Raw genomic sequence first — 18,729 nt, 5'->3', positions numbered from 1 at the left:
GTGCTCGGCTGCGCGATGGGGGCTCTGCCACGGCGGGGCAAACGCGCAGACCGACGAACAGGAGGCGGTACATGAACCATTTTGCAGGCAAGGTAGTACGGGGAAGCCAGTTGATGCGGGGCTCGCTGTTGCGCCCCTGGATGTTCGGACTATGTGTGGCGCCGCTGGGGGCTTCGGTGTGGGCGGGCTCGCTGAGCGTGGGAGAGGAGGTCAATGTCGACTACCTGCTCAACGTGACCTACGGTGCGGCCTACCGGCTGAATGACCCATCGCGGGCCCTGGTGGATGGCCCGATCGATCCGGCGAGCGGCCTGCCGACCACGGTCAACTCCGATGATGGCAACCGTAACTTCAAGCAGGGCAGCCTGATCAACAACCGTCTTTCGCTGCTGGGCGAGATGGACATCAAGTACCGAAACTACGGCGCCTTCGTCCGCGCCAGCAGTTTCTACGACGATGTGTACCAGCATCCCAACGACAACGACTCGCCTGCCACCGTCAACAAGAGCGGTGCCCACGACCATTTCACCACCCATGCGCAGAACCTGGCGGGCAGTCGCAGCCGCTTCCTCGATGCCTATGTCTACGGCAGCTTCCAGACCGCCGAGCAATCCATGCTCAACCTGCGCGCAGGAAGGCAGGTGGTGCAGTGGGGGGAGAGCCTGTTCTTCCCCAATATCGCGGGCGCCCAATCACCCGCCGATGCCACCAAGGCCAACGTGCCGGGCACCGAGGTGAAGGACATTCTGCTGCCCGTCGGACAGTTCTCGGGCCAGTGGCAGCTGACTCCGGATTTCGGCGTGGCGGCGTATTACCAGTATGAGTACAAGCGCACCGAGCTGGACCCGGTCGGCACCTACTTCTCCTACACCGACGTGGTCGGGCCAGGTGCGGAGTTCATTCGCGCAGCTCCGGGCTTCAACATTCCACGGTCCCCGGACGACCAGCCCCGCGACAGCGGCCAATGGGGGGTGAGCACCCGCTTCTCATTGGGCAATGAGAGCGAGCTGAGCCTCTACTACCTGCGCTACCACGACAAGAATCCCAATGTGGTGATGAATTTCGATGGCCCGTTCCCGACCGACTACAACGTGGTGTACTTCGACGACATCGCGCTGACCGGAGCCAGTTTCTCGACGCGCCTGGGCGACTTCAACGTCGCCGGCGAGGTCAGTTACAAGGATGGCGTGCCGGTCTTGGTCGATTCGCTGATTGGCCCGTCGGCAACGCGCGCCGATGCCACTCAGGGGAACCTGTCCGCCATCTACCTGATGGGGCCGATGGTGCTGTCGGACCAGACCACCTTCATCGGTGAAGTCAGCTACCTGCACGTGAACGACGTCGACCCGTTCGAGTTCGCTGGCGAACAATCCGATGAGCTCACCCTCGATCGCAACTCCTGGGCCTACCAGCTGTTGATGACCCCTTCCTGGAACAACGTCGTCGACGGCTGGGATCTCAACATGCCGATCACCTTCGCTCACCAGGTCCGTGGAGCCGCCGCCGTGGGCGGGGCTTTCGGCAGCCTGGTCGGCGAGGGCGACAAGCGCGCGAGCGTCGGAGTCAACGCCAAGTACCTGAACAACCTGGAGCTGGGCATGAGCTACAACGCCTTCCTCGGTGATGCCGACCTGGAGAAGCGACCCCTGGCTGACCGCGATTACCTGGCGATCAGTGCCAAGTACAGCTTCTGACCGAGTTTGTGGTGGGGCATGCCGGAAGCGTTGTGGCCTTTTGGCCATGGTGCGGCCTGCATGACCCGCCATGCATCAAGGAGTTCTCCATGAAAGTGTTAGTAGGGCTCGGGGTCTCGGTGCTGGTGGGGCTGGCAGGCGCATTGGCCTTTTCCCCCCGTTCCATGCCCACGCTGCGGCCAACGGAAGTCCCCCTCGAGCATATGCAGCTCAATGGTATCGAGGAAACGCGCATTGGTTGGGTCGCCGCCGGGGAGTTGGGGCACATCCTTATATCGCGCGACCAGGGACGGTCCTGGTCGAGCGCGACAACCGCCTCGGCACGCCAGGCCCTGATCACCCGCCTGGTATTTGCCGACGATACCCATGGCCTTGCCCTGGGGCATGAAGGATGGATCCTGCGTACGGCCGATGGCGGACGGAACTGGAAGGAGGCGGCATTTCAGGAGGAGGGCGGTGAGCCATTGCTGGACGCCGCCCGCTTGCCTTCCGGCGACTGGCTGGCCGTCGGCGCCTTCGGCCGTGTGTTGCGGTCCAGCGATGGTGGCAAGCGGTGGGAGAGCGAGTCGATACCGGGACTGACGGACTGGCACCTGAATGCTATCGCGTTCTCGGCGGATCGCCGGCAATGGTTGATCGTCGGCGAGGCGGGGACGCTCCTGCGCTCGCTCGACGGTGGCCAGCACTGGCAGGTGGTTGAGCCGTTCTACAACGGTTCGTTGTATGGCGCCGTCAGCCTGGGCGCTTCCACCTGGGTCACGTATGGCATGCGCGGCCAGGTGTTCCGCAGTACGGATGACGGTCTCAATTGGTCCGCTGTCAAGATGCCCAGGCCAGTCTCCCTCTACGCCGACACCGTGCTCCCTGACGGCAGGTTGCTGCTTGCCGGCCAGGGCGGCGTTGTCCTGGCCAGCGATGACCGGGGCCTGACGTTCGAAGTCTTGCGCGAGACTGGCCAGGAGAACCTGACCGACATCTTCGTCCCAGCCTCGGGCCCCTGGCTGCTTGCCAGTGACGCCGGTTTGCGCACCCTCGCCCTGTCGGCCGCAGACGGGCTGACTGCGGCCCAATCCCCGATCACCTCGTCCCATCAGGGAACACCGTAATGACGACCTCGATCCCTACGACCCGAACCGAGCGCCTGGTCGCTGCCCTGGCCCGAGGCCTGATTGCGTGGCGTTTGCCGTTGGGCCTCCTGTTCCTGCTGCTGACCATCGGCCTCGGCACATCGGCCCTCAACACCCGGCTTGACCCGGGTTTCAACAAACTGATTCCGCTCTCGCATCCCTACATGGCGGCTTTCCAGGAACACGGCACGACCTTTTCCGGCGCCAACCGCATCATGGTCAGCGTGCACTGGAAGGGGGCTGGTGATCTGTACAACCCGCAGTTCCTCGGTGTGCTTCGCAAGGTCACCGATCAAGTGTTCTTCACCCCGGGTGTAAACCGCAGCCGTGTCCGCTCCCTGTTCACGCCGAACGTGCGCTACATCGAGGTGACCGAGTCCGGCTTCACCGGCGACGTGGTCGTACCCTCGCGCTTCGAAGCGGACGCAGCCGGCCTTGCGCAGATTCGTTCCAACGTTTCCAAGTCGGGAGAGATCGGGCAACTGGTCGCCAACGATCTGCGTTCCGCCATGGTCCAGGCCGATCTGCTGGAGATCGACCCGCAAACCGGCCGGAAACTCGACTACGCGGCAGTGGCGCAGAAGCTCGAGTCGATCCGTGCGACCTACGCAAGCGATCTGATCGACATCCAGATCGTCGGCTTCGCCAAAGTCATGGGTGAGGTGATGGACGGGCTGCTGGGCGTCGTCCTGTTCTTTGCCATCGCCTTCGGCGTTACCGCGCTGCTGCTGTGGCTATATTCCCGCTCGCTGAAGCTGACGATCCTGGCGCTCAGCGTCGCCCTGCTGCCGGTGATCTGGCTGCTCGGCTTGCTGCCCTTGATGGGTTATGGCATCGACCCGATGTCCGTGCTGGTGCCGTTCCTGATCTTCTCCATCGGCGTATCCCATGCGGTGCAGATGACCAACGCCTGGAAGCAGGACGTGCTCGCCGGGGTTTCTGCGCAGGAGGCGGCGGAGGCTGCCTTCCGCAAGCTCGCCATTCCAGGGACCGTTGCCCTGCTGGCCAATGCCCTGGGCTTTCTGGTGATCATGGTCATCGATATTCCGATCGTCCATGAACTGGGGCTGACCGCTTGCCTGGGCGTTGCCTTGATGATCGTCACCAACAAGATGTTCCTGCCGATCATCCTGTCCCATCTTTATCTCGAACCGATGGCCCGAGCATCGTCAACCCCTGGGGGCAAGCATCGGGTCTGGTGGGCGGTGTCGGCGCTCGCGGAGCCCGGTCCGGCGCTGGCCAGTTTTGCTGTCATGGCGGCACTCCTGGCTGCCGGCACTTACCACTCGCGCTTCCTGCTGACGGGCGACGTAGGCGTTGGCGCCCCCGAACTGCGCGCGGAATCCCGCTACAACCAGGACAACGCTGCCATCATCAAGAGCTACTCGATCAGCATGGACGTGCTGTCCGTCTATGCCGAGACCTCCAACCTGGAAGAAGCCTGCCTGAACTGGGAGGTGATGAACGCCATCGAGCGTTTCGACCTGCGTCTGCGTGGGGTTGATGGGGTGCAATCGGTCAGCACGGTCGCCGGGGGCGTGAAGCTGTTCGCTGCGGCGAACAACGAGGCCAATCCGCGCTGGGCAGCGCTGCAGCGCTCGGAGTCGGCATTGCGCATCGGTGGCGGTGCGGCGAATCCGGAGTTGGGGTTGAACACCGAAGGGTGCCGGACGCTCAACTTGCTCGTGTACCTGAATGACCACCAGGGCGCGACCTTGAAGCATGTCACCGGCGAAGTGGAGAAGTTCATCGCCGAAGAGAGCACCCCCAACATCCGCTTTCGCCTCGGTGGGGGCAACGCCGGCGTTGCGGCTGCCACCAATGAAGCCGTCGAGCAGGCAGAAGTGCAAATGCTCGCCTCGATCTTCGCCGCCATCACGCTGCTGTGCTGGCTGACCTTCCGCTCGTGGCGTGCGGTGCTTTGCGTAATCGTGCCGCTGGTCCTGGTGACCATCCTCTGCAATGCGCTCATGGCCTTGCTTGGCATCGGCCTCAAGGTGGCCACCTTGCCGGTGATTGCCCTTGGTGTGGGGGTTGGTGTGGACTACGGCGTTTACATCTACGAACGCCTGCAGCATGAGATGGCGCACGGTCTGCCGTTGCGAGACGCCTTCTATGAGGCGATGCGCCAGCGCGGCACCGCAGCCGTGTTCACCGCGTTGACCATGTCGATCGGCGTGGGCACCTGGGCTTTCTCGGCGCTCAAGTTCCAGGCCGACATGGGCGTCCTGCTGGCCTTCATGTTCCTGGTCAACGTGCTGGGCGCCATCTTCCTGCTGCCGGCGTTGGCCGTCTGGCTGGGGGTGGAGCAGGCGCATCCGGCGAGCACCGGCGCCCAGGGGCGCTTGCGCCCGATCCAGTCCTGAGCGAGCTCGGGGGACGGGGTGTGCGTTGCGCCCCGCGGAGCTCCGCCCGCCCCCTCCAGCGGCGAAGCATTTCGTGGGGGCGAATTCATTCGCTGAGGGCAGCGCAGCTGCCCTATCCACCCCTGAAGGGCAGACCTTCGGTCTGCTTAGCGAATGAATTCGCCCCCACAGGATTTCTCCTTCACCTCTTCGCTCTCCTCGTCGTCCATCTGGACGATTCCCTGCCTTCCGCAAGCCGCCAGACTCACCGCACCGGGGCGCGGATGGCAGGCGCTCCCACGACCAAAAAGAAGGCAGCTTTATGGAATTCGCGTTCAGCGACGAGCAGGACATGATCCGCGAGTCCGCCGAGGGTTTTCTCGCGGACGTTTCCGATTCCGTCGCCGTGCGTGCGGCGATGGTCACCGAGCTGGGCTACGATCCGAAGCTCTGGCAACGCCTGTGTGGCGAGATGGTCTGGCCGGCCATTCATATTCCCGAGCAGTACGGTGGCCTGGGCCTGGGGTTCGTCGAACTGGCGATCCTCCTGGAGCAGATGGGCAGGCGCCTGCTCTGCTCCCCATTCTTTGCCACCGCTTGCCTGGCCACGCCCGCACTGTTGCTGGCCGGCAGCGAAGCGCAGAAGTCCCGCTGGTTGCCGCAGATCGCTGACGGCAGTCTGACCGCCACCCTGGCCTATGCCTCCGACAACCGCTGGGGTGTGGACGCGGTGCAGGCGACGGTGCGGGGCGAAGGTGAGGGCTTCGTCCTCGATGGTGTGCTGCGCCATGTGGTCGATGGCCACAGCGCCGGCCTGCTGGTCGTTGCCGCGCGGGGCGAGCAGGGCATCAGCCTGTTTGCCGTGGACGCTGCCACGTCGGGCGTTACCCGTAGCCTCAAGCCAACCCTGGACCAGACCCGCAAGCTCGCCGAAGTGACGCTGTCGCAAGTCTACGTCGGGCCAGACGCCTTGCTGGGCGAAGTGGGGCAGGGCGCGACACTGCTGCAGACCGTGCTGCAACTCGCCTGCGCAGCCCAGGCTGCCGAACAGACCGGTGGCGCCCAGCAGGCCCTGGACCTGACCCTGGCCTACACCGCCGAGCGTCAGCAGTTCGGCCGATCCATCGCCAGCTTCCAGGCCATCAAGCACCGCGCCGCGGACATGATGCTGGAAGTGGAATGCGCCCGCTCCGCCGCCTACTACGCAGCCTGCGTGGCCGAGGAAGCCCTGGCCGCCAATGGCGATGCCGTGGTGGCCGCCGAGCTGCCGCTGGCCGCCGCCTTGGCCAAGGCGCGCTGCTCAGAGGCGTTCTTCCACTGCGCGGCGGAATCCATCCAGTTGCATGGCGGTGTCGGCTTCACCTGGGAGTACGACCCGCACCTCTATTTCAAGCGCGCTCGCGCCAGCGAGGCCTTCCTCGGCTCGCCGTCCTGGCACCGCGAGCGAATCGCCGCTGCGCTATTGGGAGAATCCGCATGAAGATCAGTTTCAGCGACGCGGATGAAGCCTTCCGCGCCGAAGTGGCCGCCTGGCTGGCGGAGAACCTCTGTGGTGAGTTCGAGCCGCTGCGCTTTCGCGGTGGACCGGGCGATGAACACAGCTTCCCCGAGGAACGCAAAGCCTGGGAGCGCAAGCTCGCCGAAGGCCGCTGGACCTGCGTCGGTTGGGCGCCGGAGCATGGCGGACGCGGCCTGTCCATCAGCCAGCAGGTGATCTTCCACGAGGAATACGCTCGCGTCGGTGGGCCTGGCCGCATGGGCCATATCGGCGAAGGCCTGGCTGGGCCGACCATCGCCGCCTTCGGCACCGAAGAGCAAAAGCGTCGGCTGCTGCCTGGGATCGTCGCCGGCACCGAGTTCTGGTGCCAGGGCTATTCCGAACCGGGTGCGGGGTCCGACCTCGCCAACGTGAAAACCCGCGCCACGCTCGACGAGGCCAGTGGGAAATGGCGAATCAGCGGGCAAAAGGTCTGGACCTCGCTCGCCCACGAATCCGAGTGGTGCTTCGTGATCGCCCGCACCGAGCCGGGCAGTGTCGGCCACAAGGGCCTGTCCTTCCTGCTGGTGCCCATGGCCCAGCCGGGCATCACGGTGCGCCCGATTGAGCAGCTGACCGGCACCTCGGAGTTCAACGAGGTGTTCTTCGACGACGCTGAAACCGACGCGACGAACATCCTTGGCGCGCCCGGTGACGGCTGGAAGATCGCCATGGCGCTGCTGGGCTTCGAGCGCGGCGTGTCCACGCTCGGCCAGCAGATGCTGTTCCAGAACGAACTGGAGGAAATCATCCGCATTGCCAAGGCTAACGGCGCTGCGCAGGACCCGCTGCTGCGCCAGCGCATCGCCGAGGCCTGGAGCGGTTTGCGCATCCTCCGCTACAACTCGCTGCGCATGCTCTCTGGCGCGCAGGACGGCTCGCTGCGTCGCGAGGCCATGATCTACAAGCTGTGCTGGGCCAATTGGCACGTCGACCTGGGCAAGCTGGCCATGGACGTGCTCGGCGCCGAGGCCGAGCTGCTGGAGGGCGCGCCGTACCAGCTCGACCGCCTGCAGTCGATGTTCCTCTTCAGCCGCTCCGACACCATCTACGGCGGCACCAACGAAATCCAACGCAACATCATCGCCGAACGCGCGCTGGGCATGCCCCGCGAACCGCGCGTGCGCGCCTGAGTCGAGGAAGAATCATGAGCAGTATTCCCAACTATGTTCCCGGCCACGGTCTGCTGCGCGGCAAATCGGTGCTGATCACCGCCGCCGCTGGTGCCGGCATCGGCTACTCCGCCGCCCTGCGCGCTGCCGAAGAAGGCTGCCGCGCGCTGATGATCAGCGATATCCATGAAGGTCGCCTGCAGGAGGCCGCGCTGAGAATTCGCGAAGCCACCGGGCTGGACCAGGTGTTTACCCGCGAGTGCAACGTCACCCAGGAAGAGCAGGTGCAGGCCCTGGTGGCTGCCGCCGAGCGTGACCTGGGCGGCGTCGACGTGCTGATCAACAACGCCGGCCTCGGCGGCTCCCGCCTGTTGGTAGAAATGAGCGATGAGGAGTGGAACCGCGTCCTTGACGTGACCCTTACCGGCACCATGCGCATGACCCGCGCCATGCTGCCGAAGATGATCGAGCGCCAGCGCGGCGTGATCGTCAACAACGCCTCGGTACTCGGCTGGCGCGCGCAGAAAGAACAGAGCCACTACGCCGCCGCAAAGGCCGGGGTGATGGCGTTGACCCGTTGTGCGGCGGTCGAGGCTGCCGAGCATGGTATCCGCATCAACGCGGTGAGTCCGAGCATTGCCCTGCACGATTTCCTCAAGAAGTCCGCGCCCAAGGAGCTGCTGGACCAGCTCGCCTCCCGCGAGGCCTTCGGCCGCGCCGCCGAGGTGTGGGAAGTGGCCAACGTGATGATGTTCCTGGCCAGCGACTACAGCTCCTACATGACCGGCGAAGTGCTGTCGGTTTCCAGCCAGAGGGCCTGAGCATGACGATGATTTTCGAGACGCCCGCCGAGCTGCTCGAGCGCGTGGGCGAGGCACTGGGTCACAGCGAGTGGATCAGCGTGGAGCAATCGCGCATCGACCAGTTTGCCGAGGCCACGGGCGATCACCAGTGGATCCACGTCGACCCGGTACGCGCCGCCAACGGCCCATTCGGCGCCTGTATCGCCCATGGCTACCTGACCCTGGCGCTGGTCAATCTCTTCCTGCCGCAGATCGTCGAAGTGCGTGGCATATCCATGGGCGTGAACTACGGCTGCGAAAAGGTCCGCTTCCCCAATGTGGTCCGCGCCGGTAGCCGGGTGCGCGGCAGCGCGCAACTGGTGGCAGCGGAAGAAGTGAAGGGCGGTGTGCAGGCGACCATCCGCGTCAGCGTGGAGATCGAGGGCGAAGAGCGCCCCGGCTGCGTCGTGGACACCATCAGCCGCTACTACCCGGCCTAGCACGAGAGGCCTTCGCTTTTCCTGTGGGGGCGAAGTCATTCGCCAAGGGCAGCGCCGCTGCCCCCTGAGATCAGGCAGGGCAGACCTTCGGCCTGCTTGGCGAATGATTTCGCCCCTACAAGATTTTTCCCCTCTCCCACGGGAGCGGGGTCGGGGCGGGCTGCGTTCGGATGAGGGATGCCCCTCCCCCCACTTATTCAGAGGAACCCAGGATGAAAGAAGCCGTAATCGTTTCCACCGCCCGTACTCCCATCGGCAAGGCCTTCCGCGGCGCCTTCAACGACACCGAGGCGCCGCTGATGGGCGGCCATGTGGTGCGTGAGGCGGTGCGCCGGGCGGGCATCGAACCGGGTGAAGTGGATGATGTGATCATCGGTGCCGCTGCTCAGCAGGGCACCCAGGCCTACAACCTCGGCCGCCTTTGCGCGGTTGCGGCAGGTCTGCCGAACAGCGTCTCCGGCATGGCGGTGGAGCGCCAGTGCTCCTCGGGCCTGATGAGCATCGCCATGGCGGCCAAGAGCATCATGTGCGACGAGATCGACATCGCAGTGGCCGGTGGCCTGGAGTCCATCTCGTTGGTGCAGAACAAGCACAAGAACAGCTACCGCAACCAGTCCGAAGCGGTGCTGATGCGCGACCCGCGTGCCTATATCCCGATGATCGAGACGGCAGAGATCGTCTCCGAACGGTATGGCATCTCCCGCGAGCAGCAGGACGAGTACAGCTACCACAGCCAAATGCGTACCGCGCTGGCACAGAGCGCCGGGCTGTTCGATGCCGAACTGGCGCCGCTGACCGTGCGCAAGCTGGTGCTGGACAAGACCACCGGCGAGAGCCGCCACGAATCGGTGACCCTGACCCGCGACGAATGCAACCGCGCCGACACCACCCGTGAAAGCCTGCAGGCCCTGGAGCCGGTATGGCAGGGCGGTCAGTGGACCAGCGCAGGGCGCTTCGTTACCGCCGGCAACGCCTCGCAGCTCTCCGACGGCGCCTCCGCCTCGGTGCTGATGAGCGCGCAGATGGCCGAACGTCGTGGCCTGGAGCCGCTGGGCATCTATCGCGGCCTGGCAGTGGCCGGTTGCAATGCCGACGAAATGGGCATCGGCCCGGTCTACGCCATTCCCAAACTGCTCAAGCGCCACGGCCTGAAGATGGACCACATCGGCCTGTGGGAGCTGAACGAGGCCTTCGCCTGCCAGGTGATCCACTGCCGCGACACCTTGGGGATTCCCGACGAGCGCCTGAACGTCAACGGTGGCGCCATTTCCATTGGTCATCCGTTCGGCATGTCCGGCGCTCGGATGGTTGGCCACGCCCTGATCGAGGGCAAACGCCGCGGTCTGCGCTACGTGGTGGTGACCATGTGCATCGGTGGTGGCATGGGCGCCGCTGCGCTGTTCGAAGTGGCTTGAGGAGGCTTGCATGATCAGTGAAGAGCAAGTGCGGGCAAGTCTTGCCCGTTATGTCGAGTTGGTGGGCGCCGGGGACATCGACGGCATCCTCGCGCTCTATGCCGAGGACGCCACGGTCGAAGACCCGGTGGGCAAGCCGCCCTACGTGGGCATCGAGGCCATCTCGCGCTTCTATCGCGAGGGGCTGGGGCGCCTGGACGCCACGGCCCGCCTCGACGGCTCGATTCGCGCCACCCGCAACTGCGGCGCCGTGCCCTTTTGCGTCGACCTCGACTGGGGCGGCAGCCTCCGCACCATCGAGGTGATCGACGTGATGGAGTTCGACGCCGAAGGCCGCATCCGCTCCATGAAAGCCTACTGGGGCGAATCCAACATGATCGCGAGGGAACAGCCATGACCCTGGAACACCGCATTGCTCGCCTGGAAGCGCTGGAGGCCATCCGCCAGCTCAAGCATCGCTACCTCAACGCCTGCGACCTGAAGCAGGTGGCGGAGATCCGCGACTGCTTCGCCACGGGCGAAATCAACATCGACTACGGCCCCGTCGGCAGTTTCAAGGACCGCGACAGCTTCGTCGCGCTCTACGAATCGCTGGCGTGCAATGAGCGAGTGATCGACCTGCACCACGGTGCCAATCCGGAGATCGAACTGGTCACCGAGGATGAGGCCAAGGCACGCTGGGCACTGTATTACTTCAACCTCGATGCCGAGACCGGCGCCACACGGCAGCTGGGTGGGGTCTATCAGGATCGCTATCGCTGTATCGACGGGCAGTGGAAGATCGTCGAGACGGCGTTCAGGGCGCATTCGATGGTGGAGTCCGCTGCGCGGACCTGATGGGTTTCGCTTCGCTCGCGGAACGCCGCCCGACCCATCCTACTTGGCACTCCGTAGGATGGGTGGAGCGGAGCGATACCCATCAGCTCTTCAATTCACCCCCGCCGCTTCCAGAAACGCTGGCTTCTCCCCGCCACCGTGCACGCAGATATCCACTCCGCTGACATAACTCGCCATGGGGGAGGCCAGGTACAGGCAGGCGTCTCCAATGTCGCCTGGGTTGGCCATCCGCTCCAGCGGAATGCTTGCGGCCACCCTGGCAACACCTTCGGCGTCGCCGTAGTGCAGTTCGGCCTGCTCGGTGAGGATCAGCCCGGCGGTCACGGCGTTTACCCGGACTCGGGGTGCCCACTCCACCGCCAGGGAGCGGGTCAGGTTGAGCAGCCCGGCCTTGGCGGCGCCATAGGCGGCGGTGCCGGGGGAGGGGCGTATCGCGCTGACGCTGCAGATGTTGATGATGGCGCCGCCCTCGGGTTGCTCCTGCATCACCCGGTTGGCCAGCTGGCAGAGATTGAGCGGGGCCAGAAGGTTGAGGCGCACGATGGACTCGGAGAAGCGCGGCGACGCTGTGGCCGCATCCGCATGGGGGGCTCCGCCGGCATTGTTCACCAGCACATCGAGGCGGCCGAAGCGCGCCTTGATGCCCTCCACCAAGGCCTGGAGCTGGTCGACGTCGCGCACATCGCACGGCACGAAGTAGGCGCTACGGCCGCCGTGCTCGGGCAGGCTTTCCGGCGCCAGGCGCCCACAGATCACCACCTCGGCGCCCTGCTGCAGGAAGCGCAGGCTGATGCCCCGTCCCACACCCTTGCCGCCGCCCGTTACCAGCACCACTTTGCCGGTGAAGTCCAACACGCTGCCCATGGCTGCCTCGTCTGTGAATTATCGATAGCGGCAGGCTAGGGGTTGCCGATGGCTTCGCCCACGTCCGAGAGGACTAGGGAGGAGCGTGCCTTGTTATGGGGGGCGAATTCATTCGCCAAGGGCAGCGCAGCTGTCCCATCCGGCCTTGAAGGGCAGACCTGCGGTCTGCATAGCGATTGAAATCGCCCCCACGGAAAAGCTGGCCTGCTGCGTGGGTTGCTAGTCCTCTCGGACGATGTTGGCCCGGTGGGGCACCCGAATAATCCCGGCAAACAACAAGCCGAGGAGAGTCCCATGGGCGCGCTACCACAAGGGCGATTCGTCACGCTGCCAGATGGCCTGCGACTGCACTACCTGGAGGCTGGCGAGGGCGAGCCGGTGGTCTTTATCCATGGCAGCGGCCCAGGAGCCAGCGGCCATAGCAACTTCAAGCAGAACTACCCGGTATTCGAAAGCGCGGGCTACCGCGTCATCGTGCCGGACCTGCCGGGTTACGGCGCGTCCGACAAGCCGGAAACCGCCTACACCCTGGACTTCTTCGTCAACGCCCTGAGCAGCCTGCTGGACGCCCTGGACATACAGCGCTGCGTGCTCGTGGGCAACTCTCTGGGCGGCGCTATCGCGCTCAAGATGGCGCTGGACCAGCCCAAGCGCGTCAGCCGCCTCGTGCTGATGGCACCGGGTGGCCTGATGGAGAAAGAACAGTATTACCTGCAGATGGAAGGCATCCAGAAAATGGGCGCCGCCTTCGCCAATGGTGAGCTCAACGATGCCGTCGGCATGCGCCGCCTGCTCAGCCTGCAACTCTTTGACGCCTCGCTGATCAGCGATGAAACCGTGGCTGAACGGGTAGCCGTGGTGCAACAGCAGCCGCGCTGCGTGCTGACCACCATGCAGGTGCCGAACATGGCGGCGCGCCTCGGCGAGCTGAACTGCCCGATCCTCGGCTTCTGGGGCATGAACGACAAGTTCTGCCCGTCTTCCGGCGCCCAGACGATGCTCGAAGCCTGTCGCAACATCCGCTTCGTGATGCTCAGCGAGTGCGGCCATTGGGTGATGGTGGAGCATCGCGAGCTGTTCAACCGCACCTGCCTGGACTTCCTGGCGGAGGGCCGGCGATGAGCGAGGTCCTGCATCGCCAATATGGCGAGGAGCTTTACCAGGCGCTGCTGAATGGCCAGACCCTGCAACCGCTGACCGCCCGTTGGCCGGATATCGGCATCGAGGATGCCTACCGCATTTCCCTCTACAGCATCGAGCGTCGAGTTGCCGCCGGTGACGCCATCGTCGGCAAGAAGATCGGCGTCACCTCCGAAGCCGTGCAGCGGATGCTCAACGTGCACCAGCCGGATTTCGGCTTCATCACCCGCGACATGTGGTTCGACGATGGCGACGAGATTTCCCTCTCCGGCAATCGCCTGATCCAGCCGCGTGCTGAGGGCGAGATCGCCTTCAAGCTGAAGAAGGACCTGGTGGGGCCGGGTGTCACCGAGCAGGACGTGCTGGACGCCACCGAATGCGTGATGCCGTGCTTCGAGATCGTCGACTCGCGCATCCACGACTGGAAGATCCGCATCCAGGACACCGTGGCCGACAACGCCTCCTGCGGGGTCTTCGTGATCGGCCGTGAGGCAGCCGACCCGCGCGAGCTGGACCTGCCGAACCTGCGCATGAAGGTATTCAAGAACGGCGTGCAGATCAGCGAAGGCCTGGGTTCGGCCGTGCAGGGCAACCCGCTCACCGCGGTGGCCTGGCTGGCCAACACCCTGGGCGCCTTCGGCATCCCGTTCAAGGCTGGGGAAATCATCCTCTCCGGCTCGCTGGTACCACTGGAGCCGGCCCGTGCCGGCGACCAATTCGAACTGACCATCGACGGCCTGGGCTCCGCCCGGGTGTCGTTCCGCGCCTGACTCCGGGGGAGTGAAGATGAGCAAGAAACTCAAGGCGGCCATCATCGGGCCGGGCAATATCGGCACCGATCTGTTGATCAAGATGCGCCGTTCCGAATGGATCGAGCCGGTGTGGATGGTTGGTGTCGACCCCACTTCGGAAGGCCTCAAGCGTGCCGCCGAATTCGGCTTGAAGACCACCGCCGAAGGCGTCGACGGCCTGCTGCCGCATGTGCTGGACGATGACATCCGCATCGCCTTCGATGCCACCTCGGCCTATGTGCATGCCGAGAACAGCCGCAAGCTCAACGAGCTCGGCGTAATCATGATCGACCTGACCCCGGCTGCCATCGGCCCGTATTGCGTGCCGCCGGTGAACCTCAAGGAGCACGCGGCCAAGCTCGCACTCAACGTCAACATGGTCACCTGCGGCGGCCAGGCTACCATCCCGATGGTGGCGGCGGTGTCCCGTGTGCAGCCGGTGGAGTACGGTGAGATCGTCGCCACCGTGTCCTCCCGCTCCGTGGGGCCGGGCACCCGCCAGAACATCGATGAGTTCACCCGTACCACTGCAGGCGCGGTAGAGAAGATCGGCGGCGCCAAGCGTGGCAAGGCGATCATCGTCATCAACCCGGCCGAACCGCCGTTGATGATGCGCGACACTATCCACTGCCTCACCGAAGGCGAACCGGACCAGGCCGAAATCCGCGCGTCCGTACTGCACATGGTCAAGGAAGTGCAGCGCTATGTGCCTGGCTACAAGTTGATCAACGGCCCCGTGTTCGACGGCCGCAAAGTGTCGATCTTCATCGAGGTCGAGGGCCTGGGCGACTTCCTGCCCAAGTCGGCCGGCAACCTCGACATCATGACGGCCGCCGGTCTGCGTACCGCCGAGATGTTCGCCGAAGAAGCCCATAAGGGCGCCCTGCAACTGCCTTCCCGCTGATTGGAGATCCTGACATGAACCTGCAAGGTAAGCGCGTGCGCCTGCACGACATGAGCCTGCGCGACGGCATGCACGCCAAGCGCCACCAGATCAGCCTGGAAGAGATGGTGGCCGTGGCCACCGGCCTCGACGCCGCTGGCGTTCCGCTGATCGAGATCACCCACGGCGACGGCCTGGGTGGCTCTTCGCTGAACTACGGCTTTCCGGCCCATACCGATGAAGAATACTTCGACGCGGTGATTCCCAAGCTGAAACAGGCCAAGGTCTCGGCCCTGCTGCTGCCGGGCATCGGCACGGTCGATCACCTGAAGATGGCCCACGATTGCGGTGTATCCACCATCCGCGTCGCGACCCATTGCACCGAGGCCGACGTCTCCGGCCAGCACATTGGCATGTCCGCGAAGATGGGCCTGGACACCGTGGGCTTCCTGATGATGGCGCACATGGTCAGCGCCGAAAAACTCTTGGAGCAGGCCCGGCTGATGGAAAGCTACGGCGCCAACTGCATCTACTGCACCGACTCGGCCGGCTACATGCTGCCGGATGAAGTGACCGAGAAGATCGGCGTGCTGCGTGCCGGCCTGAATGCCAAGACTGAAGTCGGTTTCCATGGCCACCACAACATGGGCATGGCGATTGCCAACTCGCTGGCGGCCATCGAGGCCGGCGCTGCGCGTATCGACGGATCGGTGGCAGGCCTGGGCGCTGGCGCCGGCAACACTCCGCTGGAGGTGTTCGTCGCGGTGCTGGAGCGCATGGGCGTGAAGAGCGGTATCGACCTCTACAAGATCATGGACGTGGCCGAGGACCTGGTGGTGCCGATGATGGATCAGCCGATCCGCGTCGATCGCGATGCCCTGACCCTGGGTTATGCCGGCGTATACAGCTCGTTCCTGTTGTTCGCCAAGCGTGCCGAGCAGAAGTACGGCATCCAGGCTCGCGAGCTGCTGGTGGAGCTGGGCCGTCGCGGCACCGTGGGTGGCCAGGAAGACATGATCGAAGACCTGGCGCTGACCATGTCGCGCCAGCGTGAGGTGTTGCCGACCTGAGGGAAACCGAGGGTCGCCGGCTTCCCTCACCCGACCGCGGCCTGCGTGGGATGCAAGACCCAGCCCCCACGCGGACCCCCGACGCGGGTCGCCCCCTCCCCCTCTGGGAGAGGGTTGGGGTGAGGGATGCTCGAGTTGGCGGGCTGCTATCTGCTTCGCGAATGAACTCCCACATAATGGCCCACAGGAACAGCACCCTCAGTCCTCACGCCATCCAGTCATCGCCACTTTCAGGCCTGTCCTCCCCCGCCAAGCCATGGATCAAGTACCAGCGCACGCCGAGCGAAACCCCGATGGCGGCCATCAACGTCAGTGCGGTACGTAGCGTTTCCGCGTCCATGAACCACTCCCTGGGTAGTGTGGGCGTGCAGCCTAGCCCTGGGTCAGTGCCTTGAACAGGCGCAGTTGGGGGCCGGGAGTTCGGAACAGTTGCTGGCGGGTGCGCGCCTTTCAGAGCCGCTCGGTTTCACCCAATGGTGTGCCATCGCACATGTGCTTGAACCATTCCCAGACCCGGTACGGCGCTGCGCCGTCCGGAGCGGGCGCGGCGAGGCCGGTGGTGAGGTGGTCGCGCGATACCGTGCGGGTTTCCAGGCTGAAGCGCGAACGACCGTGGGCGTTGGCGATGCTGCCGTGCAGGTGCTGGCCGGAAAAGGCCAGCAGGTCGCCGGGCTGGATCACCAGCGGCAGTAACTGCGCCGCTGGCAGGGGTTCGGTCAGCGTTGGGAGCACCGGGTGGGAGGCGGCCTTGCCTTCGCGCATGCGCTGCTTGAACGCCAGGTAGTCCCAGTTCGCGCTGTCGTTCTCGACTGCCTGGCTCCAGTACGCCGGGTAGAAAGCCAAGGTGTTGTCCGCGTCAGTGGGGTAGATCGGCGTCCACCAGTTCAGTTGCTGGGCGATGTTCGAGCCCCAGTTATCTCGATGCATCGGCAGCGGCATGATGCGCCGCGCCTGATGGCTGGCGGCGGAGGGCACTACCCGCAGTTGCAGCGCATCCCAGTAGCTGTCGTCGAGATCCAGGCCGACGTATTCCATTGCGGCCTTCATCGGGCGGTGCAGGTTCAAGTCTTTCATGACCTGGCTGCGTAACTGGCGAATGCGCTCGATGAAGACCTCACCCGGCAGACGCTTTTCCGCAGTGGTGGGGGCATCGTCGGCCAATGTCTGGCGGATTATCCGGTCCAGTTCGATGCGCAGCTCGGCGAGCGCCTCCACCTCACGCCAGACCAGAATCTCGCCATTGAGCAGCCGGGCGCCCAGCTCCTCGGCGGGTAGGGGGTGGTCGAGCAGATGCAAGGCAACCATGGTGAAGTCCTCAGTTTCTTGTGTGTTGTTCGTCAGGCGAGCAACAGGAAGACGAGCAGGCAAAGCATGCCCTGGAGCATGACGACGGGCTCCCGAGGCGAGCTTGTCACTATGGATGCAGGGTAGGAGCTTAAAACAGCGTCAGTTGCGTGGAGGAAATGCGGAGCAGGCTGGTGGTCGCGCTTTGCGAATGAATTGGGCTGTCTGCGTCAAGTGTTGCAATTGGCTGCATTCCTTGTAGGAGCGGGGGGAAACGCCGGTAGCCCCTCTCCCTCTGGGAGAGGGGTGGGGTTGGGCAGAGTCTCCGAGGGCAGGCCGGTGGCCTGTATTGCGAATGAATGCCCGCAGGTGGCGCGGGCCGTTGCGCTACACCCGATTGCCACGCATGGACGGCCTGACCTTCTTCGGCACGGCTCACTCCTGGAACAGGTCGTAGGGACCCAGCACTTCGGCGCGCTTGAGGTAGAGGATGTATTCCAGTTCGCGTTGCAGGAGTGTTTCGTTGTGCAGGCTCTTGAGCTTTTTCAGCAGCACTTTGCCGCTGGCCGGAAAGAAGTAGATCTTGCGCGGATATTCGCCGAGCACGTCCTCGGTGATGAGCGGTATCCCTTCGCTGTCGAGGTAGGAGTGAACGAACTCCACGACCCGCAGGGCGGCGTCAGGGCTCAGCAGCGCGTTGGGCAGATTGGCCGCACCGAAGACCCTGGCTTCCAGCCGCTCATGCCGGGCGCCGAGCTTGTACAGGGCATCGAGGAGCTGATCCATGGCCAGCTTGCCGTGCCCGGCGGCATCGTGGGCCTCACGCACCCTGGTGCCGGTGTCGGGCAGGAGGAAGTGGTTCATGCCACCGACAGCGCACTCGGGGTCCAGCAGGCACACGCCAATGCAGGCGCCCAGCACGCTGACCAATACCCGGTCTTCGCCTGTCGCGTAGTGCTCGCCGGGGAGGATTTTGACGGCCGGGAGGCCTAAGTCGGGGTCGTAGTAACGGTTCGCCGCGATGGCGCCGGGGGTGTCTCCTTTCATGCGGGTGCTCCTTGCTGTGCGGGTCGGTAAACAGTCCGGTTGACCAGCTTCACCAGGTGGTTGGCCTGGACGAAGCTTTCCGAGTGCCCTGCAAAGAATAGACCGTCAGGCCGAAGCAGCCTCACCATGCGTTCGAGCAGGCGCGCAGCCAGACCGGCAACAGGCTGGCGACCCAGCCAGCGCCCAAGGCCAACCATTCGGGAAGCCCTGCAGCCAGCATGCCGGCGCACGCGAGCCAGACCAGGGAATGCAGGGCGAGATCCTGCAGGGACGCGTTAGCGGAAGACGGGGTGGACATCAT

Annotated in this window: 19 protein-coding genes and 1 pseudogene; 14 read left to right on the top strand and 6 right to left on the bottom strand. The window is 64.7% G+C overall.

What is annotated here, in order from left to right; genetic code table 11:
- The first annotated feature begins 71 nt into the window (after positions 1 to 71).
- The 10 genes from J7302_RS07685 to J7302_RS07640 all read left to right on the top strand — a co-directional run bounded on the left by J7302_RS07685 (position 72) and on the right by J7302_RS07640 (position 11,349).
- On the top strand, positions 72 to 1,694 hold the full coding sequence (locus J7302_RS07685; protein ID WP_215372607.1) for a DUF1302 domain-containing protein: 1,623 nt from the start codon (positions 72 to 74) through the stop codon (positions 1,692 to 1,694).
- A gap of 89 nt (positions 1,695 to 1,783) precedes the next feature.
- A complete protein-coding gene (locus J7302_RS07680) occupies positions 1,784 to 2,800 on the top strand; it encodes a WD40/YVTN/BNR-like repeat-containing protein (RefSeq protein WP_215372605.1) in 1,017 nt (338 codons plus the stop codon).
- Positions 2,800 to 5,187 carry an efflux RND transporter permease subunit gene (locus tag J7302_RS07675; protein WP_215372603.1) on the top strand — a complete coding sequence of 796 codons (2,388 nt, stop codon included), beginning with the start codon at positions 2,800 to 2,802 and terminating at the stop codon, positions 5,185 to 5,187. Before J7302_RS07680 ends, J7302_RS07675 begins: the two co-directional genes overlap by 1 nt.
- A 301-nt stretch (positions 5,188 to 5,488) precedes the next feature.
- Positions 5,489 to 6,646: an acyl-CoA dehydrogenase family protein gene (locus J7302_RS07670; RefSeq protein WP_215372601.1), complete on the top strand. Its 1,158-nt coding sequence runs from the start codon at positions 5,489 to 5,491 to the stop codon at positions 6,644 to 6,646.
- Entirely contained in the window at positions 6,643 to 7,836 is a 1,194-nt protein-coding gene (locus tag J7302_RS07665; protein ID WP_215372598.1) for an acyl-CoA dehydrogenase family protein, read from the top strand. Before J7302_RS07670 ends, J7302_RS07665 begins: the two co-directional genes overlap by 4 nt.
- 14 nt (positions 7,837 to 7,850) lie before the next feature.
- Complete coding sequence (locus tag J7302_RS07660; RefSeq protein ID WP_215372595.1) at positions 7,851 to 8,636, top strand: SDR family oxidoreductase; 786 nt, start codon at positions 7,851 to 7,853, stop codon at positions 8,634 to 8,636.
- Positions 8,637 to 8,638: 2 nt separating this feature from the next.
- Positions 8,639 to 9,097, top strand: coding sequence for a MaoC family dehydratase (locus J7302_RS07655; protein ID WP_215372593.1), 459 nt, complete (start codon positions 8,639 to 8,641; stop codon positions 9,095 to 9,097).
- Between the two features lie 212 nt (positions 9,098 to 9,309).
- Positions 9,310 to 10,512: an acetyl-CoA C-acyltransferase gene (locus tag J7302_RS07650; RefSeq protein WP_215372591.1), complete on the top strand. Its 1,203-nt coding sequence runs from the start codon at positions 9,310 to 9,312 to the stop codon at positions 10,510 to 10,512.
- 10 nt (positions 10,513 to 10,522) lie between these two features.
- Complete coding sequence (locus J7302_RS07645) at positions 10,523 to 10,909, top strand: nuclear transport factor 2 family protein (protein ID WP_215372589.1); 387 nt, start codon at positions 10,523 to 10,525, stop codon at positions 10,907 to 10,909.
- Complete coding sequence (locus J7302_RS07640; protein WP_215372587.1) at positions 10,906 to 11,349, top strand: nuclear transport factor 2 family protein; 444 nt, start codon at positions 10,906 to 10,908, stop codon at positions 11,347 to 11,349. Before J7302_RS07645 ends, J7302_RS07640 begins: the two co-directional genes overlap by 4 nt.
- A gap of 90 nt (positions 11,350 to 11,439) precedes the next feature.
- Here J7302_RS07640 and J7302_RS07635 read toward each other — a convergent pair whose 3' ends face one another.
- On the bottom strand, positions 11,440 to 12,213 hold the full coding sequence (locus tag J7302_RS07635) for an SDR family oxidoreductase (protein WP_215372585.1): 774 nt from the start codon (positions 12,211 to 12,213) through the stop codon (positions 11,440 to 11,442).
- A 294-nt stretch (positions 12,214 to 12,507) separates the two neighbouring features.
- On the opposite strand from J7302_RS07635, the gene J7302_RS07630 reads away from it, so the two are divergent.
- From J7302_RS07630 to dmpG, 4 genes are read left to right on the top strand one after another with little or no spacing between them, the layout of a single operon-like run.
- Complete coding sequence (locus tag J7302_RS07630) at positions 12,508 to 13,335, top strand: alpha/beta fold hydrolase (RefSeq protein WP_215372582.1); 828 nt, start codon at positions 12,508 to 12,510, stop codon at positions 13,333 to 13,335.
- Positions 13,332 to 14,123: a fumarylacetoacetate hydrolase family protein gene (locus J7302_RS07625; protein WP_215372579.1), complete on the top strand. Its 792-nt coding sequence runs from the start codon at positions 13,332 to 13,334 to the stop codon at positions 14,121 to 14,123. The genes J7302_RS07630 and J7302_RS07625 overlap by 4 nt, the downstream gene beginning before the upstream one ends.
- A gap of 16 nt (positions 14,124 to 14,139) precedes the next feature.
- A complete protein-coding gene (locus J7302_RS07620) occupies positions 14,140 to 15,048 on the top strand; it encodes an acetaldehyde dehydrogenase (acetylating) (RefSeq protein ID WP_215372570.1) in 909 nt (302 codons plus the stop codon).
- 14 nt (positions 15,049 to 15,062) lie between these two features.
- Positions 15,063 to 16,097, top strand: a complete 1,035-nt coding sequence (gene dmpG, locus J7302_RS07615; protein WP_215372567.1) for a 4-hydroxy-2-oxovalerate aldolase — start codon at positions 15,063 to 15,065, stop codon at positions 16,095 to 16,097.
- Positions 16,098 to 16,302: 205 nt separating this feature from the next.
- Here dmpG and J7302_RS26795 read toward each other — a convergent pair whose 3' ends face one another.
- The 5 genes and pseudogenes from J7302_RS26795 to J7302_RS07595 all read right to left on the bottom strand — a co-directional run bounded on the left by J7302_RS26795 (position 16,303) and on the right by J7302_RS07595 (position 18,726).
- Complete coding sequence (locus J7302_RS26795; protein ID WP_285899532.1) at positions 16,303 to 16,437, bottom strand: hypothetical protein; 135 nt, start codon at positions 16,435 to 16,437, stop codon at positions 16,303 to 16,305.
- A 110-nt stretch (positions 16,438 to 16,547) separates the two neighbouring features.
- Entirely contained in the window at positions 16,548 to 17,402 is an 855-nt protein-coding gene (locus tag J7302_RS07610; protein WP_215372565.1) for a phytanoyl-CoA dioxygenase family protein, read from the bottom strand.
- A 414-nt stretch (positions 17,403 to 17,816) separates the two neighbouring features.
- Complete coding sequence (locus J7302_RS07605) at positions 17,817 to 18,428, bottom strand: chemotaxis protein CheD (RefSeq protein WP_215372563.1); 612 nt, start codon at positions 18,426 to 18,428, stop codon at positions 17,817 to 17,819.
- Positions 18,425 to 18,571, bottom strand: a pseudogene (locus J7302_RS07600) (chemotaxis protein CheR); the annotation flags it as partial. The pseudogene J7302_RS07600 and the gene J7302_RS07605, both read right to left, overlap by 4 nt.
- A complete protein-coding gene (locus tag J7302_RS07595) occupies positions 18,550 to 18,726 on the bottom strand; it encodes a hypothetical protein (RefSeq protein WP_215373031.1) in 177 nt (58 codons plus the stop codon). The gene J7302_RS07595 and the pseudogene J7302_RS07600, both read right to left, overlap by 22 nt.
- Positions 18,727 to 18,729: the final 3 nt, after the last annotated feature.

This window comes from Metapseudomonas boanensis, assembly GCF_018704125.1.
In the GTDB taxonomy this organism is placed as follows: domain Bacteria; phylum Pseudomonadota; class Gammaproteobacteria; order Pseudomonadales; family Pseudomonadaceae; genus Metapseudomonas; species Metapseudomonas boanensis.
The sequence above is the reverse complement of the archived record's forward strand: the minus strand, read 5'-3'. Positions and strand labels throughout refer to the sequence as shown.

Excerpts from the sequence above, each read along its gene's own strand:
- J7302_RS07635 (WP_215372585.1), bottom strand. The coding sequence starts at position 12,213 with ATGGGCAGCGTGTTGGACTTCACCGGCAAAGTGGTGCTGGTAACGGGC.
- J7302_RS07665 (WP_215372598.1), top strand. The coding sequence starts at position 6,643 with ATGAAGATCAGTTTCAGCGACGCGGATGAAGCCTTCCGCGCCGAAGTG.
- J7302_RS07670 (WP_215372601.1), top strand. The coding sequence starts at position 5,489 with ATGGAATTCGCGTTCAGCGACGAGCAGGACATGATCCGCGAGTCCGCC.
- J7302_RS07610 (WP_215372565.1), bottom strand. The coding sequence starts at position 17,402 with ATGGTTGCCTTGCATCTGCTCGACCACCCCCTACCCGCCGAGGAGCTG.
- J7302_RS07595 (WP_215373031.1), bottom strand. The coding sequence starts at position 18,726 with ATGTCCACCCCGTCTTCCGCTAACGCGTCCCTGCAGGATCTCGCCCTG.
- J7302_RS07645 (WP_215372589.1), top strand. The coding sequence starts at position 10,523 with ATGATCAGTGAAGAGCAAGTGCGGGCAAGTCTTGCCCGTTATGTCGAG.
- J7302_RS07625 (WP_215372579.1), top strand. The coding sequence starts at position 13,332 with ATGAGCGAGGTCCTGCATCGCCAATATGGCGAGGAGCTTTACCAGGCG.
- dmpG (WP_215372567.1), top strand. The coding sequence starts at position 15,063 with ATGAACCTGCAAGGTAAGCGCGTGCGCCTGCACGACATGAGCCTGCGC.
- J7302_RS07685 (WP_215372607.1), top strand. The coding sequence starts at position 72 with ATGAACCATTTTGCAGGCAAGGTAGTACGGGGAAGCCAGTTGATGCGG.
- J7302_RS07640 (WP_215372587.1), top strand. The coding sequence starts at position 10,906 with ATGACCCTGGAACACCGCATTGCTCGCCTGGAAGCGCTGGAGGCCATC.
- J7302_RS26795 (WP_285899532.1), bottom strand. The coding sequence starts at position 16,437 with ATGGACGCGGAAACGCTACGTACCGCACTGACGTTGATGGCCGCCATC.
- J7302_RS07680 (WP_215372605.1), top strand. The coding sequence starts at position 1,784 with ATGAAAGTGTTAGTAGGGCTCGGGGTCTCGGTGCTGGTGGGGCTGGCA.
- J7302_RS07620 (WP_215372570.1), top strand. The coding sequence starts at position 14,140 with ATGAGCAAGAAACTCAAGGCGGCCATCATCGGGCCGGGCAATATCGGC.
- J7302_RS07660 (WP_215372595.1), top strand. The coding sequence starts at position 7,851 with ATGAGCAGTATTCCCAACTATGTTCCCGGCCACGGTCTGCTGCGCGGC.
- J7302_RS07650 (WP_215372591.1), top strand. The coding sequence starts at position 9,310 with ATGAAAGAAGCCGTAATCGTTTCCACCGCCCGTACTCCCATCGGCAAG.
- J7302_RS07675 (WP_215372603.1), top strand. The coding sequence starts at position 2,800 with ATGACGACCTCGATCCCTACGACCCGAACCGAGCGCCTGGTCGCTGCC.
- J7302_RS07655 (WP_215372593.1), top strand. The coding sequence starts at position 8,639 with ATGACGATGATTTTCGAGACGCCCGCCGAGCTGCTCGAGCGCGTGGGC.
- J7302_RS07630 (WP_215372582.1), top strand. The coding sequence starts at position 12,508 with ATGGGCGCGCTACCACAAGGGCGATTCGTCACGCTGCCAGATGGCCTG.
- J7302_RS07605 (WP_215372563.1), bottom strand. The coding sequence starts at position 18,428 with ATGAAAGGAGACACCCCCGGCGCCATCGCGGCGAACCGTTACTACGAC.